Below are 16,284 nucleotides of genomic sequence, written 5' to 3'. Positions count from 1 at the left end.
GTAGAGGGTACGCAGCGCTACTGGCGGCTGGGCCAGCCCTGACGTGGCGAATGGAGAGTCGCCGCACACGCGAGGCAGGACAGCCACCGTCAGCGCAGATAAACGCGCGCGGATCACGGCTGCCCAGGCGAACGGCAAAACGGCACCCTGCGCTTCACGGTGGGTTGTTCCACCTTGAACCCGATTGGTTGAATCGGTTCTATCGCCAGTCACGCAGGGTCGAGCGCGTTAGTTTATTGGAAGAGGATCGAATAGGCAACCGGCTTCCGGGCGCAGCGGCGCAGGCCGGCGGGACGGGTCGCCGCGGCGCCTCCCGCAATGCGCAAACGGCATCCGCAAGCACGCCGGGAATCCGCTGCGCCCCCCTGTCACAGCCCCTCATACGGCTGGTTCATCCTTGCCGCAGCGCCGCATTGGAAGTAGGCTTGGGGCCTTTCTCTTTTACCGACCAGGGAACTGCAATGATCGTGTTCGTCACCGGAGCGTCCGCGGGATTCGGCGCCGCCATCGCCCGCGCCTTCGTCAAAGGCGGCCATCGCGTCGTCGCCACCGCGCGCCGCAAAGACCGTCTGCAGGCGCTCGCCGACGAGCTCGGCGACGCGCTGCTGCCGTACGAGCTCGACGTGCGCGACCGCGCCGCCGTCGAAGCGGCGCCCGCCGCGCTGCCGGCCGAGTTCGCCGCAATCGACGTGCTGGTCAACAACGCCGGCCTCGCGCTCGGCGTCGAACCGGCGCAAAAGGCCAGTCTCGACGAATGGAACACCATGATCGAGACCAACTGCACGGGCCTCGTGCAGGTCACGCACGCGCTGCTGCCCGGCATGATCGAACGCAATCGCGGACACATCTTCAATCTGGGCTCGGTGGCGGGCCGCTGGCCCTACGCGGGCGGCAACGTGTACGGCGCGACCAAGGCGTTCGTGCGCCAGTTCAGCCTGAACCTGCGCGCCGATCTGGCCGGCACTGCGCTGCGTGTCACCGACATCGAGCCGGGCCTGTGCGGCGGCACCGAATTCTCGAACGTCCGGTATCGCGGCGACGATGAAAAAGCCGACAAGGTGTACGAAAACGTCCAGCCCCTGACGGCCGAAGACATCGCGGATTCGATCTACTGGATCGCCACCCGTCCGGCCCACGTCAACATCAACACAATCGAGCTGATGCCGGTGGCGCAATCGTTCGCCGGCTTGTCCATTCATCGCGGCTGAAGGCCGCCAGACGGGGCGCACACTTTGAAACAGACCACGCGGTGTGCGTTCCGGTAAAATGCGCCGCATGAATATGTCGACCAGCCAGCCTGGCGCGGAAATCGGCTACACGTGGTCCATCCGCGTGTACTACGAAGATACCGATGCCGGCGGCATCGTGTTTTACGCCAACTACCTGAAATTTTTTGAACGGGCGCGCACCGAATGGCTGCGCGCGTGCGGCGTCGACCAGAGCCGGCTCGCGGATGAAACAGGCGTGATTTTTATCGTGCGCAGCACCGCGTTGGACTATCGGGCGCCGGCCCGGCTTGACGACGTCGTCAAAATCGTCAGCCGGATCGAGCGACTCGGCAGGGCTTCGGTAGACTTCGCCCAGGAAGCGTGGCGCGAAGGCACGCTGCTTGCTACCGGTTCGATCCGGGTCGGCTGCGTCGACCGCGTTGCGCTGCGGCCGGCCGCGATTCCTCCACCGGTTCTGGCCGCTTTGCGGCGCGGACCCGGCATGGGCGATGGCGGCCTGTCAACGGACAACGCCTGAATCCCGTTGATTCGGGGCCAGTGAACTCATACCGATCAAGCAGCACCAAGCATGGTTCGGCTTGCAATAACGCCGAAGCTTCCGTTTTGCCCACGGCAAGCTTCGAGCGGCCTTGCAGCCGGACGCCCCCTTTCCGGGACGTTAAAACGAACCTTTATGAACACTACACAAGATCTGTCGATCGTTTCTCTAGTACTCAACGCGAGTCTGCTGGCTCAGGCCGTGATGGCCCTGCTACTGTTGCTGTCGCTGCTGTCCTGGACTTTCATTTTCCGCAAGTGGTTTGCGATCCGCCGTGCCCGCGCGCAAACTGAACGCTTCGAACGCGATTTCTGGTCGGGCGGCGACCTGCAGGCGCTGTACCAGAGCGCCGCGAACAACCGCCATACGATCGGCGCGCTCGAACGGATCTTCGAGTCCGGCATGCGCGAATTCCTGAAGGGCAAGGAAAAGCGCCTGAACGATCCGGGCGCGATTCTCGATGGCGCACGGCGTGCAATGCGGGCCGCGTTCCAGCGTGAAATGGACGTGCTCGAAGCCAATCTTGCGTTTCTCGCGTCGGTCGGCTCGGTCAGCCCGTATATCGGTCTGTTCGGCACGGTGTGGGGGATCATGAACGCGTTCCGCGGCCTCGCCAACGTCCAGCAGGCTACGCTTGCCAACGTCGCGCCGGGCATTGCCGAAGCGTTGACCGCCACCGCGATCGGCCTGTTCGCCGCCATTCCGGCGGTGGTCGCGTACAACCGCTACGCGCACGACATCGACCGTCTGGCGATCCGCTTCGAGACCTTCATCGAAGAGTTCTCGAACATCCTGCAGCGCCAGGCACAGTAAGGAGGCCACGATGGCAGGCTCCCGCTCCTCCAGCATGCGCGGCTCCCGTTCGCGCCGTGCGATGGCCGACATCAACGTCGTGCCCTACATCGACGTGATGCTCGTGCTGCTCGTGATCTTCATGGTGACCGCGCCGCTCGTCGCTCCGTCGATCGTCAATCTGCCGACCGTGGGGGGCGCCGCGCCGCAGCAGCAAACCCCGCCCGTGATCGTCAACATTCGCGCGGACGGCAACATGAGCGTCAAGTACAAGGACGATTCCGGCGCGCAGCAGCAGGAAAACATGTCGAAGGCCGACCTGAATGGCTTTATCGCCGACCGGGCGCAATCGCATCCTGACCAGCCCGTTGTGATCGCCGCCGACAAAACCGTGAAGTACGAAGTCGTGATGAACGTGATGTCCGAGCTGAAAGCCCGCGGCGTCAAGCGTGTTGGATTGCTCGTCAAATCGCAATGATCCGCAAGAACTCCGAATACCCGCTCCAGCCACCGCGTGAACGCGGCACCGGGCGAGCCTTTGCGTTCGCGCTGGTGATGCATGCGCTGCTCGGGTTCTTCCTGTATCACGGCATCCAGTGGCAAAACAGTACGCCCGAGGGCGCGGAAGCCGAGTTGTGGACCGAGGTGCCGGACACGGCAATCCCCCGTCCCGTCCCGCCGCCGCCCGTGCCGGTCGCCCCTGCCCCGCCGGTGCGCGACGAGCAGGCCGACATCGCGCTACAGGAAAAGAAGCGCCAGCAGCAGGAAGCGGCGCGCGAGGCGCAACTGGCCGAGCAGCAGCGTCAGCAGAAGCTGCAGGCGCAGCAGGAAGCCCAGGAGAAGCGGCAGCAGCAACTGGCGGCCGACCAGGCCGCGCAGAAGGCCGCCGCAGCCAAACTGAAACAGCAGCAGCAACAGCAACAACAGCAGGTCGAGAAGCAGAAGCAGCAGCAACTGGCCGAGCAGCAGAAGCAGCAGCAGTTGAAAGAACAGCAGCAAGAGCAACAGCAGAAACAGGCCGAAGCTGAAGCGCAAAAGAAGGCCGACGCTCAGAAAGCGGCGAAGGCCAAGGCCCAAGCCGACGCTGCGGCGCAAGCGAAGAAGCTCGATGCGGAACGTCGTGCGCGCCTTGCGCAGATGCAGGGCGCGGTTGGCGGCACAAGCTCCTCCAGCAATGGGCTGGGCAAGAGCGGCACGGGCAGTGGCTCGGGTGGCACGGCGGCATCGCCGGGTTACGCGGACAAGGTGCGTCGCGCGGTGCTGCCGAACGTCTCGTGGGGCGGTGAAACGGAAGGCCTGGAAACTGTGATCTCGGTGCGTTGTTCGCCGACCGGCACCTTGCTGAGCGCAACGATCTCTCGTAGCAGCGGCAACGCCGCGTGGGACGCCGCCGCATTACGGGCAGTCCATCGCACCGATCCGATGCCGCTCGACACCAATGGCAAGACGCCGGAAAGCTTTTTGATTACGCTGCGTCCGGCTAGCTGATGGCAGCAATTTGACAGTCAGTTGACAGCGGACGCGGCGCCCGCCCCACGGGGCGCGCTCGGGAACGAATTAGTCTTTTTCCGGTCTGTCTGCTGTCGTGAAGTGTAGTAAAACCGTTTTTGGGGAATCCATACAGCATGAGTTTGATGACCAAGCTAGGCCTGCGGACACTCGTAGCATCGTGCCTGATCGCCGTTGGCGGCGCCGCCAACGCACAACTGAACGTCCTCGTGACGGGCGTCGGGTCCACCCAGTTTCCGATCGCCACGGCGAATTTCGCCAATGAAGCGAACTCGCCGCAGCAGGTCAGCACGATCGTGCGTCAGGATCTGCAACGCAGTGGCAAATTCACCAACATCGACGCGGGCTCCACGCCGGTGTCGGAGTCGGATTCCGTCGACCTCGGCGCGTGGAAAGCCAAGGGCGCCAACGCGTTCGTGGCGGGCAGCGTGAACCGCCTGCCGAACGGCCAGTACGAAGTGCGCTTCAAGCTGTACGACACGGTCAAGGGCGAGAGCCTCGGGGGCCTCGTGCTGGTGAGCCCGGAAAGCGGCTTGCGCATGAGCGCGCACAAGGTCGCGGACTATATCTACGCGAAGCTGATGGGCGGCCGCGGCGTGTTCGCCACGCGCCTGTCGTACGTGATCAAGACGGGTGGCCGTTACCAGTTGCAGATCTCCGATTCGGACGGCCAGGACGCGCACATTGCACTGTCGAGCCCCGAGCCGATCATCTCGCCGGCGTGGTCGCCTGACGGCACCAAGGTCGCCTACGTCTCGTTCGAAAAGAAGAAGCCGATCGTCTACATCCACGACCTGCCCACGGGGCGTCGCGTGGTCGTGTCGGATCAGAAGGGCAACAACAGTGCGCCGGCGTGGTCGCCGGACGGACGCACGCTCGCCGTCGCGCTCTCGCGCACCGGCAACACGCAGATTTTCGCCGTCAACGCGGACGGCAGCGGCCTGCGTCGTCTCACGCAAGGCAGCTCGATCGACACCGAGCCTGCCTTCTCTCCTGATGGCCAGTCGATCTATTTCACCAGCGACCGTGGCGGCGCACCGCAAATCTACAAGATGTCGGCGCAAGGCGAAAACGCCGGCTCCGCGCAGCGCGTCACGTTCACGGGCAGCTACAACACCAGCCCGCGCGTGAGCCCGGACGGCAAGCAGCTCGCTTACATCTCGCGCGTCGGCGGCGGGTTCAAGCTTTATATCCAGGACCTGCAAGGCGGAACAGCCACGGGCCTGACGGACACGACACATGACGAATCGCCGAGCTTCGCGGCGAACGGTCAGTACATCCTTTACGCCACACAGGTGAACGGCCGTGGCGTGTTGGCCGCAGTATCGACCGACGGTCGCACTCGGCAGGTCCTGTCCGTTCAGGGGGGCAGCGTACGCGAGCCGTCCTGGGGCCCGTTTATGCAATAACGTTTGATGCAATAACACAAGGAGAGTAACCAAAATGATGTCCAAACTTCGCTATGTATTTGCTGTTCTCATGGTCGGCGCGCTGGCCGCATGTCACTCGGGCGTCAAGCTCGACGAAAACGCCGGCAAGGGCGGTGCAGTGTCGACCCAGCCGAACCCGAACGATGTCGCACAGGTCAACGTCGACCCGCTGAACGATCCGAACAGCCCGCTCGCCAAGCGCAGCATCTACTTCGACTTCGACAGCTACTCGGTCAAGGACGACTACCAGTCGCTGCTGCAACAACACGCGCAATACCTGAAGAGCCATCCGCAACGCCACGTCCTGATCCAGGGCAACACCGATGAACGCGGCACCAGCGAATACAACCTGGCGCTCGGCCAGAAGCGTGCTGAAGCGGTGCGTCGTTCGCTGTCGCTGATGGGCGTGACGGACTCGCAAATGGAAGCCGTGAGCCTCGGCAAGGAAAAGCCGCAAGCTACGGGTCATGACGAAGCGTCGTGGGCACAGAACCGCCGCGCCGACCTCGTGTATCAACAGTAAGTCAACGGGTGATGAGCCGAATGACGCATCGTTTCTCCTGGCTGCGGTTTGCCGCAGCGGCCTGCGTCGCAGGCACGGCCTTCGCGGCCGTACCTGCGCATGCGGGCATCTTCGACGACGATCAGGCCCGCCAGGCCATCCTCGATCTGCGCTCGAAGACCGATAGTTTGTCGAGCCAGCTGTCGGCCGCACAACGCACGATCCTCGATCAGTCCAACCGTCTCGACCAGCTGAACCAGCAGGTCGCGACGCTGCGCGGGCAGAACGAGGACATGGCGAATCAGCTCACCACGCTGCAAAAGCAGCAGAAGGACTACTACACCGATCTGGACACGCGCCTGAAGAAATTCGAGCCGCAGCAACAGACGGTGGACGGCGTCCAGGGTGAGGTGCAGCCGGGCGAAACCGAGTCGTTCAATGCGGCTTCGCAGCAGTTCCGCAGCGGCGATTTCAAGAATGCCGCGGCGTCGTTCCGCAGCTTCATCTCCAAGTATCCGAACAGCCCTTATCAGCCGACCGCGCAGTACTGGCTCGGCAACGCGCTGTATGCACTGCGCGACTACAAGGGTTCGACGGCCGTTTGGCAAGGTGTGGTGGCCAAGTATCCGCAGCATCCGCGTGCACCGGAAGCGTTGCTGGCGATTGCGAACAATCAGATCGAGCAAGGTCAGAAGGCCGCGGCCAAGAAGACGCTGGAGCAGATCGTCGCGCAATATGCGGGTTCGGACGTTGCGCAGTCGGCTCAGAGCAAGCTGTCGCAGATCAAGTAGCCGTAGTTGCTGTCGAGTAGTTCGCAGTCACGCGCAGTGTCCGATGTCATAGCCACGCGCGCCTCTCGCTCGAAGGCCCGGGTAGCGATACCCGGCCTTCCACTAACTGAAGTGTCGATAGCTTGATTAGCCACAATGGGTTGACAGCCTGCCAGGGCTATCGATATAATTTCGCTTCTCTTTTGGGTCGTTAGCTCAGCTGGTAGAGCAGCGGACTTTTAATCCGTTGGTCACAGGTTCGAATCCCGTACGGCCTACCAAAAGATTCGAGGGCTTACATGCGAATGCATGTAAGCCCTTTTCTTTTTGCCTCACGCTTTAGTTGGCAGCGCTTTAGTTAGCCGCTTTAGCGCCCTCCTCGTTCATTCCCCAAAATCGTTCGACACCCCACAGACCTCTCAAGGTCCGCGCAAGCATGATCGCTTGACGCCGCCTGTAGAGCGGCCGAAAAAGACCATGAGACCGGGCCGCCAAGGGGCAATGACCCCCGCTGCCCGACCGCCTAGGGGATGCCAGTGAAAACGATAAAAGTAATCTGGGTAGTCGGTTTGGCACTCTCGATCGAGACCTCGCACGCACAGGAAATATTCGTGCAGGGAGGCACGCTTGGCATCGGTGCCGGCGCGGCACTGAGTCTCACGTCATGGTTCGGCGTGCATGCGGACTTCAATGCATTCAAGTTCTCACATGACTTCACCGTGGGCGGGAATCGCTATAAGGACGACGTGCGTCTGCGCCAGGGCGGGATCTACGGGGACTTCTTCCCCTGGGCGAACAGCGGCTTTCGCATCACGGCCGGCGTTCGCTTTACGGACAATGAAGTCAGCGGCGATTCCGTTCCCACGAACGGCACCTACACGTTCAAAGGTCAAACCTTGCCCGCCTTTCCAGGCGAGTACGCGACGGCCACTGCCAGGCACCCGCCCGTGATGCCATATCTGGGCATTGGCTACGGCCTGCACGCCACCGGAAAAGGGTTTGGCCTCGTGGTCGATCTGGGCGTCGCTTACGGCATCCCGCGCTCGTCATACACGCTATCGCCTGCCCTCGCCCAGGCTGCCGGCCCCGAGTTGAGCCAGCAGATCATCGCGACGGGGCTGCAACAACTGCAAGAGAAAGCATCGCCCTTTCGCTGGTATCCCACGTTGCAGATCGGCGTTTCGTACCGCTTCTGATTGGCCAGCTCAGGGAAGCAGACATAGCTCGGTCGGCGATGACAACGTTTACATCACAATCGCATACAAACGATTCAACCGCAGCCATCTGCTTTCAAAAGCTGTGTGCCGAAACACACCCTCCTTTCTCGCTGGTCAAAGGACCAGCGAAGCTCGACGCACTCCATTCGGTTCTATCGCATTCCTCACCATTGGATTGACACATTTCTACGATTCAAACCAACGTTGCCACCAAAAATCAGCGTCTTCCTAGAACTTTCGCCTCCCACCAACAACATCGAATCCCGGTTATTTATCGAGATGAAAAGATATGCAATGATCGCCGTCGGTCCGGCAAGACACACTGGAGCCATGCGTCCACAGACGCGTCGGCAATGCCGCGAGACCCCGCGTTTTTCATTGCATCGATATGGCCAATTTTCTGTTCGATCTCGTTTCGAACCTCGCTTTACTCGCGGTCGTCATGATCGCATGTGCTGTGTACAACCGGTTCACACCTGGTCCGGCAATCAATGGCGCGCACGTGTTCGCCGCGCTGGTACTGGCCGCGCTGCTGCTCGATGCGGCGCTGACCTTTCTCGTGTTCGCCGACGCGCAGAACCGCTACGGCCAGTTCAGCACGCCGGCCGCGTTTTCCGTCCGCGCTGCCGCTTATGTGATCGCGATCGTCACCGCTTTCGCCTGGCATCACGTGACGCGCCGCAAGCGTGCCGCGAAAACCGCCGCCGACAAAGCGCTCGTCATCCACACCTCGGCGTACTCGCAATCGCATCTGCCCATGTAAGCCCACTCCAGGCGATCGCGCCTCGGCACGACTCGTCCTGGGCGCTGATCGACGTCACCGAACCTGCGCCAAAAGCATCGCACAAACGCATTCACGCGCTCGCGTGCAGCAAGCCGTCGCCTTTCAAAGACGACCGCCTGATCACCGGCTCGTTCCCGCCAGGCTTCCCCGTTCGGCGACGGGAACGGTCCTTGCACATGCGCGCGCCGTCGCCTATAACTCCCGAAGACCGCGCGTTGCCGTTTGCGTCCGCCGTCGAGCATTGCCGCTGTATTGCGCCACCGTTGTTCAATCAGTCGAAGGCAACTTATCCAACGAGGGACATCTTGGATCTCGATACCATACGCGTGTTCATCATGACCCGAGGCATCGACCTCGGCACCAAGGTTCTCGGCGCGATCGTTTTGTGGATCGTCGGCCGCTGGATCATCGGTCTGATCATCGGCTTGCTGCGCAAGGTGCTCGCGCGCAATGGCCGGGTCGACCCCACTCTCGCTCACTATCTCGGCTCGATTCTCGGCGGCCTGCTGAACCTGCTGCTGATCCTCGCGATCCTGCAGATATTCGGAGTCCAGACGACTTCGTTCGCCGCGTTGCTCGCCGGTCTCGGCCTCGCGATCGGCACCGCCTGGGGCGGCCTGCTCGCGCACTTCGCGGCCGGCGTCTTCATGCAGGTGCTGCGGCCGTTCAAGGTCGGCGACTTCGTCACCGCGGGGGGCGTCACCGGTACGGTCTCGGAGCTGGGCCTGTTCGGCACCACCATCGTGACGCCGGACAACGTGACCACCATCGTCGGCAACAACAAGGTCTTCTCCGACACGATCTCGAACTTCAGCGTGTTGCCGGTACGGCGTGTCGAGCTGACCGCGAAGATCGCCAACGGCGTCGATCCGACCGACGCGATGAACCGGTTGAGGGCGGCCATCGTGCAGATTCCGAATGTCGCCGAGAGCCCCGCGCCCGATATCGAAGTGCTGAGCTTCACGCCGGAAGGACCCTTGCTATGCGTGCGCCCTTACACGGCTAACGATCACTATTGGCAGGTCTATTTCGACACGAATCGCGCGATCGTCCAGACCTTCAAGGAGGCCGGCTACCCGACACCGGAAACGCCGCTTGCGCCGCGTGCGGTCGGCCCAGGAGCGACGGGAACCGCGGCCGGTTGAGAGAACCGTGCGCCGCGTCGTCGGCGATTCGAAACTCCGCAAAATGAAAAAGGCGTCGCGAGATTCGCGACGCCTTTTGTTCATGTGCCTACGCGCGCCTCTGCAATGACGCGTCAGCGGCTATCGGCCTTGACCCCACCCTTGCGCATCATCTTCCACAGTGCGCCGAGCAGAACCGGCACGACGGCCGCGCCAATACCCACCAGCACGATCACGTTCAGATACTGACGAATGAACGGAATATTGCCGAAGAAATAACCGAGCAGCACGAGCAGCAACACCCACAGCAGCGCGCCGATAACGTTGAACAACTGGAACCGGCTCATGGTCATCGACGAAGCACCGGCCACGAACGGCGCGAAGGTCCGCACAACCGGAATGAAACGCGCGAGCACGATGGTCTTGCCGCCATGCTTTTCATAGAAGTTGTGCGTCTTCTGCAGCGCGCTGCGGTCGAGGAAGCGTTCGAGAAAAGGAATGTGCGAATCGAACACCCGCGGCCCGATGGCCCTCCCGATCATGTAGTTGACGGTATTGCCGGCGATCGCCGCCACCAGCAGCAGCACGATCAGCAGACCAAGGTTCAACTGGCCCGTCGCACAGAATGCGCCGCCGATGAACAACAACGAATCGCCCGGCAAGAACGGCAGAATGACGAGGCCGGTTTCGCTGAATACGATCAGGAACAGCACCGCGTAGACCCAGGCGCCATACACATGGATGAAGTCTCCGAGGAACTTGTCGATGTGCAACACAAGGTTGACGAAATGTAGCAGCGTGTCCAAGGAGCGTCCTCTGTTAAGGGAATGTGAACGTGGTGAAAACAGCCTTGCCGGCAGGCCCGCGAGGAAGACGGCAAGCGCTTGCTCGCCGCCGGAAATTGACCGCGTCATGATACCGAAAGTGCCCGGCCGCGATTAAAAATCCGTTGCCAGTCGGCTCGTGTGCCGAGTCGCTATAATTTCGCCATGTCAGAATTCTCCGAAACGCCTGCCGATTCCGCCGCGGCCGCAGTGCCCGCCGCCGCGCCTGCGCCGCGCCCGTTGCGCGCGATCCAGCCCCTTCCCGATCAGTTGATCAGCCAGATCGCCGCCGGCGAAGTGGTGGAACGGCCCGCGTCGGTGGTCAAGGAGTTGCTGGAAAACGCGCTCGACGCGGGCGCGCAGACGCTGCGCATCCTGCTCGACGAAGGCGGCGTCAAGCGCATTTCGATCACCGACGACGGCTGCGGCATTCCCGAGAGCGAACTGGCGCTCGCGCTGATGCGCCATGCGACCAGCAAGATCCGCTCGCTCGCCGAACTGGAAGCGGTCGCCACGCTCGGCTTCCGTGGCGAGGCGCTGGCGTCGATCGCGTCGGTCGCACAGATGACCATCACGAGCCGCACCGCCGAAGCGCCGCATGCCGTGCGCGTCGACGCGCAAACCGGTGTGCTGAGCCCCGCGGCCGGCACCCAGGGCACGACGATCGAAGTACGCGAGCTGTACTACAACACGCCCGCGCGCCGCAAATTCCTCAAAAGCGAACAGACCGAACTCGGCCATTGCCTCGAACAGATTCGCCGCGCGGCTCTGGCGCGGCCCGACGTCGCGATTTCGGTGCTGCATAACGGCAAGGCGGTCGAACACTGGAACGCGAGCGAGCCGCCTGCGCGGGTCGCGAAGATTCTCGGCGAGACTTTCGCGACGGCGCACCTGCCGCTCGACGAATCCGCCGGACCGCTGGCCGTCTACGGCTGCGCGGGCTTACCGACTGCGAGCCGCGGGCGTGCCGATCAGCAATACTTCTTCGTCAACGGCCGCTTCGTGCGCGACAAGCTGCTCACGCATGCGGTGCGCGCCGCGTATGAAGACGTGCTGCATGGCGACCGTTATCCGTCTTATGTGTTGTTCCTCGATCTGCCGCCTGAGGGCGTCGATGTGAACGTGCATCCGTCGAAAATCGAAGTGCGGTTTCGCGATTCGCGCTCGATTCACCAGTTCGTGTTCCATGCGGTGCAGCGCGCGCTGGCGCGGCATGCGGGCGCATCGCCGGAAACGACGGCGGGTGGGCACGCTGCGCATCTGGAGCCGATGGCGGGCGGCCCGGCTTCGTTCGGCGCGACGCCGCTCGGCGGCGCGGCGGGCATGGGCGGCGGCAGCTTCGGCGCCGGGGCTGGCTTCGCCGGCTCGCCAGGCGGACTGGCGCGTGGCGGGTCAGGCAGCGGCTTCGGCCCGTCGTCACAGCCCGGCAACACCTGGATGCGCCAGGCGCGCATGACGCAAGGCACGCTGCCGGTCGCGCAACCGCTGGCGTTTTACGACGCGCTGTTCGGCCGCAAGGACAGCCATCCCGGCACCGCGGAAGGCGCGACCCTGCTGGAGGCGCGCGACTCGGCCGCCGAAACGCCGTCGCCGTATAACGCGTCGGCGCCCTACCCGTCGCCCGCCCTCAACGGCACCGACGAACAACCGCTCGGCTTCGCGCTCGGCCAGATTCACGGCATTTACGTGCTCGCGCAGAACGCGCACGGGCTGGTGATCGTGGACATGCACGCCGCGCACGAGCGCATCCTGTACGAGCAGTTCAAGAACGCGCTGGCCGATCGCGCGATCGCCGTGCAGCCGCTGCTGATCCCGCAGACGATGCAGGCCGATCCGATCGAAATCGGCACAGTGGAAGAAGAGCGCGACACACTCGACGCGCTCGGCTTCGACCTTGCCGTGCTGTCGCCGACCACGCTGGCGATCCGCGCCGTGCCCGCGCTGCTCAAGGACGCCGATCTGCAGGCGCTGGCGCGCGCGGTGCTCGCCGATCTGCATGAGTTCGGCGGCTCGCGCGTGCTGACCGAGCGTCAGCACGAACTGCTCGGCACGCTCGCCTGCCATCACGCGGTGCGTGCGAACCGGCGTCTGACGCTCGACGAAATGAACGCGCTGCTGCGCCAGATGGAGGCGACCGAGCGCGCCGATCAATGCAACCACGGGCGTCCGACGTGGTATCAACTGACGCTGTCCGACCTCGATCGGCTGTTCATGCGCGGGCAGTGACGGTGCGCTCGCTGATTTTGCTTCGACCCGTGCGGGCTTGCTCATGACGTCACGCAACCTTCCCACACCGGTCCCTTGCCTGCTCGGCCCGACTGCCTCCGGCAAAACCGCCGCCGCGCTGGCGCTCGCCGCACGGCGGCCGGTGGAGATCATCAGTGTCGATTCGGCGCTGGTCTATCGCGAGATGGATATCGGCACAGCCAAGCCGACTGCCGAAGAACGCGGGGTGGCGCCGCATCATCTGATCGACATCGTCGATCCGACCGACGCCTATTCGGCTGCGCAATTTCGCGCCGACACGTTGCGGCTGACCGGCGAAATCCACGCGCGCGGGCGGCTGCCGTTGCTGGTCGGCGGCACCATGCTGTACTACAAGGCGCTCACGCAGGGACTCAACGACCTGCCCGCCGCCGACCCCGACGTGCGCGCCACGCTCGATGCCGACGCCGCGCGCGAAGGCTGGCCGGCCCTGCACGAACGGCTTGCGACAGTCGACCCCGTGACAGCCGCGCGCCTCGCACCGAACGATTCGCAGCGGATTCAGCGCGCGCTCGAAGTGTTCATGCTGACCGGCCAGGCGATGTCGGCATGGCTGGCCGCCCCCGCGCGGCAAGATGACGCCGCGGCGGCATGGCGCTTCGTGCCGATCGCACTGGAGCCGTCCGATCGCAGCGTCTTGCACGCGCGCATCGAACAGCGCTTCGATGCGATGCTGGCCGGTGGTTTCGTCGATGAAGTGGTGAAGCTGCGCGAACGCGGTGATCTGCGGCCCGAGATGCCGTCGATGCGCTGCGTCGGCTATCGACAGGTCTGGGAATATCTGGACGGCGCGGTCGATTATCCGACGATGCGCGACAAGGGAATCTTTGCGACCCGGCAGTTGTGCAAGCGGCAACTCACGTGGCTGCGAAGCATGACAGAACGGGTGGTGGTGGACTGCTGCGATCCGCAGGCTACCGCGCGGGTGCTCGATCAGGTCGAGGCGTTGATTTGAAGCGTTGAAGTATCGAACCTGCGCGGCGCGCATGCAATCCGCATGCGCGCCGCGCGGGCAATACCATCCGTTAGATCACGACCGTCTGCGCTTCACCGGCTGCGCTTTCGCGAATCGTGCCGATTTTCCACACCTGCTCACCGGCTGCCGACAGCAAACCGATCGCCGCTTCGGCGTCGGCGGCGGACACCACCACTGCCATGCCGATGCCGCAGTTGAACACGCGGTGCATTTCCGCATCGGCGACGCCGCCGTGCTTCTGCAGCCACGAGAACAGCGGCGGCAGCGGCCACGCGCGGTGATCCAGCTCGGCCGTGAGGCCTTCACGCAGCACGCGCGGAATATTTTCGACCAGCCCGCCGCCCGTGATGTGCGCCATCCCCTTGACGGCGATCTGCTGCATCAGCGACAGCAACGGCTTCACGTAAATGTGCGTCGGCGCCATCAGCGCGTCGGCCAAGGAACGGCCATCGAAGTCCGCATTCAGATCCGGCTGCGCGCGCTCGATGATCTTGCGCACCAGCGAAAAACCGTTCGAATGAATGCCGCTCGATGCGAGGCCCAGCACCACGTCGCCCGGAGCGATCGTGCTGCCGTCGATGATCTTGCTCTTTTCCACCGCGCCGACCGCAAAACCGGCCAGGTCGTACTCGCCGTCCGGATACATGCCCGGCATTTCCGCCGTTTCGCCGCCGATCAGCGCGCAACCCGACAGTTCGCAGCCATGCGCGATACCCTTGACGACCGTGGCCGCCGTGCCGACGTCCAGCTTGCCGCACGCGAAGTAGTCGAGGAAGAACAGCGGCTCGGCGCCTTGCACGAGAATGTCGTTCACGCTCATGGCGACCAGATCCTGGCCGACGGTGTCATGCTTGTTCAGTTGAAACGCGAGGCGCAGCTTGGTGCCGACACCGTCGGTGCCGGACACGAGCACCGGTTCCTTGTATTTCTTCGGCACTTCGAACAGCGCGCCGAACCCGCCGATGCCACCCAGCACGCCGTCGCGCATCGTCTTTTTGGCAAAGGGCTTGATCGCGTCGACAAGGGCGTCGCCCGCGTCGATGTCCACGCCGGCGTCGCGATACGACAAACCTTGGGCCGAATCAGTTGAAGGCTGGGCGGATTTCGGGTGATTCATGGGGAAGAGCTCGAAGGTCGGTAAAATGCGATTTTACCCGATGCTGGCCGACTGGCTGGAATTTGATCATCCGGTTCCGACTACACCTGGGAAAACCCGCTTTGCAACGAAATTCCTCGATTCTGACGCCCGTTCAGCGCCGCGCCCTCATCTGGCTGGTGATCGCGCTATGCGTCGGCATGCTGCTCTGGCTGTTGAGTCCAGTCCTCACCCCGTTTCTGCTGAGCGCGATTCTCGCGTACATTTTGCATCCGGGTGTCGCGTGGATGGTGCGCCGGCGCGTGCCGCGCGCCCTCGCGGCGCTGCTGATGATCCTGTTCTTCACACTGCTGATGACCATGCTCTTTCTGCTGGTGCTCGCGGTGATCCAGAAGGAAGGGCCGCAATTGCGGCAGCAGGTGCCGGTGTTCTTCGCGCATGTGAACGCGTGGCTGCAACCCAAGCTGGCCATGCTGGGTCTGGCCGACTCGCTCGATTTCGCCAGCATCCGCGACCTCGTGATGGGGCAGCTCGAAGGCAGCGCGAAGACCGTCGCGCAATATGCGTGGACCTCGATCCGCACGAGCGGCAATCTGATGATGGCGCTGGTCGGCAACCTCATGCTGGTGCCGCTCGTGCTGTTCTATCTGCTGTTCGACTGGAACCGCATGCTCGCGCGCCTGCAAATGATGGTGCCGCGCCGCTGGCTCGACAAAACGTTGCAACTCGCGCGCGACATGGACCAGATGCTGTCGCAATACCTGCGCGGCCAGTTGCTGGTGATGGCTGTGCTGGCGGTGTACTACTCGGTCGCGCTGAGTCTCGCCGGCTTCGAGATCGCGCTGCCGGTCGGCATTTTTACCGGGCTTGCGGTGTTCATCCCGTACCTCGGTTTTGCGACGGGCCTCGTGCTCGCGCTGCTCGCGGCGCTGCTGCAATTCGGCGACTGGTACGGCTTCGGCGCGGTCGCGCTGATTTACGGCTTCGCGCAGATCGCCGAAAGTTTTTATCTGACGCCGCGGCTCGTGGGCGAACGGATCGGGCTGCACCCGCTCGCGGTCATCTTCGCGCTGCTCGCGTTCGGTCAGCTGTTCGGCTTTTTCGGCGTGCTGCTTGCGTTGCCGGTCAGCGCGATTCTGTCGGTGGCGATCCGGGAATTGCGGCAAAGCTACCTCGCCAGCGCGCTTTACAACAACTAACCGCTTACTGACGTTTCAGGGCCCGAGGT

General features: G+C 63.4%; 16 protein-coding genes, 1 tRNA gene and 1 riboswitch. Of the genes, 15 read left to right on the top strand and 2 right to left on the bottom strand.

The window, feature by feature from the left end:
• Window positions 1-114: 114 nt before the first annotated feature.
• A riboswitch (ZMP/ZTP riboswitch) is annotated at window positions 115-223 on the bottom strand.
• 238 nt (window positions 224-461) lie between these two features.
• The 12 genes from ydfG (at window position 462) to ACZ9H4_RS05255 (ending at window position 9,916) form a co-directional block, all read left to right on the top strand.
• On the top strand, window positions 462-1,208 hold the full coding sequence (ydfG, locus tag ACZ9H4_RS05310; protein WP_408144232.1) for a bifunctional NADP-dependent 3-hydroxy acid dehydrogenase/3-hydroxypropionate dehydrogenase YdfG: 747 nt from the start codon (window positions 462-464) through the stop codon (window positions 1,206-1,208).
• A gap of 58 nt (window positions 1,209-1,266) precedes the next feature.
• Window positions 1,267-1,746: a tol-pal system-associated acyl-CoA thioesterase gene (ybgC, locus tag ACZ9H4_RS05305; protein ID WP_476118651.1), complete on the top strand. Its 480-nt coding sequence runs from the start codon at window positions 1,267-1,269 to the stop codon at window positions 1,744-1,746.
• Window positions 1,747-1,902: 156 nt separating this feature from the next.
• Window positions 1,903-2,580, top strand: coding sequence for a protein TolQ (gene tolQ / locus ACZ9H4_RS05300; protein ID WP_007179119.1), 678 nt, complete (start codon window positions 1,903-1,905; stop codon window positions 2,578-2,580).
• Window positions 2,581-2,590: 10 nt separating this feature from the next.
• Entirely contained in the window at window positions 2,591-3,037 is a 447-nt protein-coding gene (gene tolR / locus ACZ9H4_RS05295) for a protein TolR (RefSeq protein ID WP_168663430.1), read from the top strand.
• Entirely contained in the window at window positions 3,034-4,047 is a 1,014-nt protein-coding gene (gene tolA / locus ACZ9H4_RS05290) for a cell envelope integrity protein TolA (RefSeq protein ID WP_408144227.1), read from the top strand. The genes tolR and tolA overlap by 4 nt, the downstream gene beginning before the upstream one ends.
• Before the next feature lie 137 nt (window positions 4,048-4,184).
• Window positions 4,185-5,477 carry a Tol-Pal system beta propeller repeat protein TolB gene (tolB, locus tag ACZ9H4_RS05285; protein ID WP_408144225.1) on the top strand — a complete coding sequence of 431 codons (1,293 nt, stop codon included), beginning with the start codon at window positions 4,185-4,187 and terminating at the stop codon, window positions 5,475-5,477.
• Between the two features lie 34 nt (window positions 5,478-5,511).
• Window positions 5,512-6,021: a peptidoglycan-associated lipoprotein Pal gene (pal, locus tag ACZ9H4_RS05280; protein ID WP_168662948.1), complete on the top strand. Its 510-nt coding sequence runs from the start codon at window positions 5,512-5,514 to the stop codon at window positions 6,019-6,021.
• A 20-nt stretch (window positions 6,022-6,041) separates the two neighbouring features.
• Window positions 6,042-6,791, top strand: coding sequence for a tol-pal system protein YbgF (ybgF, locus tag ACZ9H4_RS05275; RefSeq protein ID WP_121316602.1), 750 nt, complete (start codon window positions 6,042-6,044; stop codon window positions 6,789-6,791).
• Between the two features lie 184 nt (window positions 6,792-6,975).
• Window positions 6,976-7,051, top strand: a tRNA-Lys gene (locus ACZ9H4_RS05270).
• A 249-nt stretch (window positions 7,052-7,300) separates the two neighbouring features.
• On the top strand, window positions 7,301-7,966 hold the full coding sequence (locus tag ACZ9H4_RS05265; protein WP_408324985.1) for a hypothetical protein: 666 nt from the start codon (window positions 7,301-7,303) through the stop codon (window positions 7,964-7,966).
• Between the two features lie 409 nt (window positions 7,967-8,375).
• Window positions 8,376-8,750 carry a hypothetical protein gene (locus tag ACZ9H4_RS05260; protein WP_476118402.1) on the top strand — a complete coding sequence of 125 codons (375 nt, stop codon included), beginning with the start codon at window positions 8,376-8,378 and terminating at the stop codon, window positions 8,748-8,750.
• A 326-nt stretch (window positions 8,751-9,076) separates the two neighbouring features.
• Complete coding sequence (locus tag ACZ9H4_RS05255) at window positions 9,077-9,916, top strand: mechanosensitive ion channel family protein (RefSeq protein WP_408144218.1); 840 nt, start codon at window positions 9,077-9,079, stop codon at window positions 9,914-9,916.
• A 113-nt stretch (window positions 9,917-10,029) separates the two neighbouring features.
• On the opposite strand, the gene ACZ9H4_RS05250 is transcribed toward ACZ9H4_RS05255, so the two are convergent.
• A complete protein-coding gene (locus ACZ9H4_RS05250) occupies window positions 10,030-10,701 on the bottom strand; it encodes a VTT domain-containing protein (protein WP_476118400.1) in 672 nt (223 codons plus the stop codon).
• 183 nt (window positions 10,702-10,884) lie between these two features.
• On the opposite strand from ACZ9H4_RS05250, the gene mutL reads away from it, so the two are divergent.
• Entirely contained in the window at window positions 10,885-12,945 is a 2,061-nt protein-coding gene (mutL, locus tag ACZ9H4_RS05245; protein WP_408154750.1) for a DNA mismatch repair endonuclease MutL, read from the top strand.
• A 43-nt stretch (window positions 12,946-12,988) separates the two neighbouring features.
• Window positions 12,989-13,939 carry a tRNA (adenosine(37)-N6)-dimethylallyltransferase MiaA gene (miaA, locus tag ACZ9H4_RS05240; RefSeq protein WP_476118398.1) on the top strand — a complete coding sequence of 317 codons (951 nt, stop codon included), beginning with the start codon at window positions 12,989-12,991 and terminating at the stop codon, window positions 13,937-13,939.
• 70 nt (window positions 13,940-14,009) lie between these two features.
• Here miaA and purM read toward each other — a convergent pair whose 3' ends face one another.
• A complete protein-coding gene (gene purM / locus ACZ9H4_RS05235; protein ID WP_408143600.1) occupies window positions 14,010-15,077 on the bottom strand; it encodes a phosphoribosylformylglycinamidine cyclo-ligase in 1,068 nt (355 codons plus the stop codon).
• 101 nt (window positions 15,078-15,178) lie between these two features.
• On the opposite strand from purM, the gene ACZ9H4_RS05230 reads away from it, so the two are divergent.
• Window positions 15,179-16,255, top strand: a complete 1,077-nt coding sequence (locus ACZ9H4_RS05230; RefSeq protein ID WP_408154746.1) for an AI-2E family transporter — start codon at window positions 15,179-15,181, stop codon at window positions 16,253-16,255.
• The last annotated feature ends 29 nt before the right edge of the window (window positions 16,256-16,284 follow it).

The organism is Paraburkholderia sp. TE9906, assembly GCF_056279605.1.
Note: the sequence above shows the minus strand (reverse complement) of the source record. Positions and strands in the feature narration are given on the sequence as shown.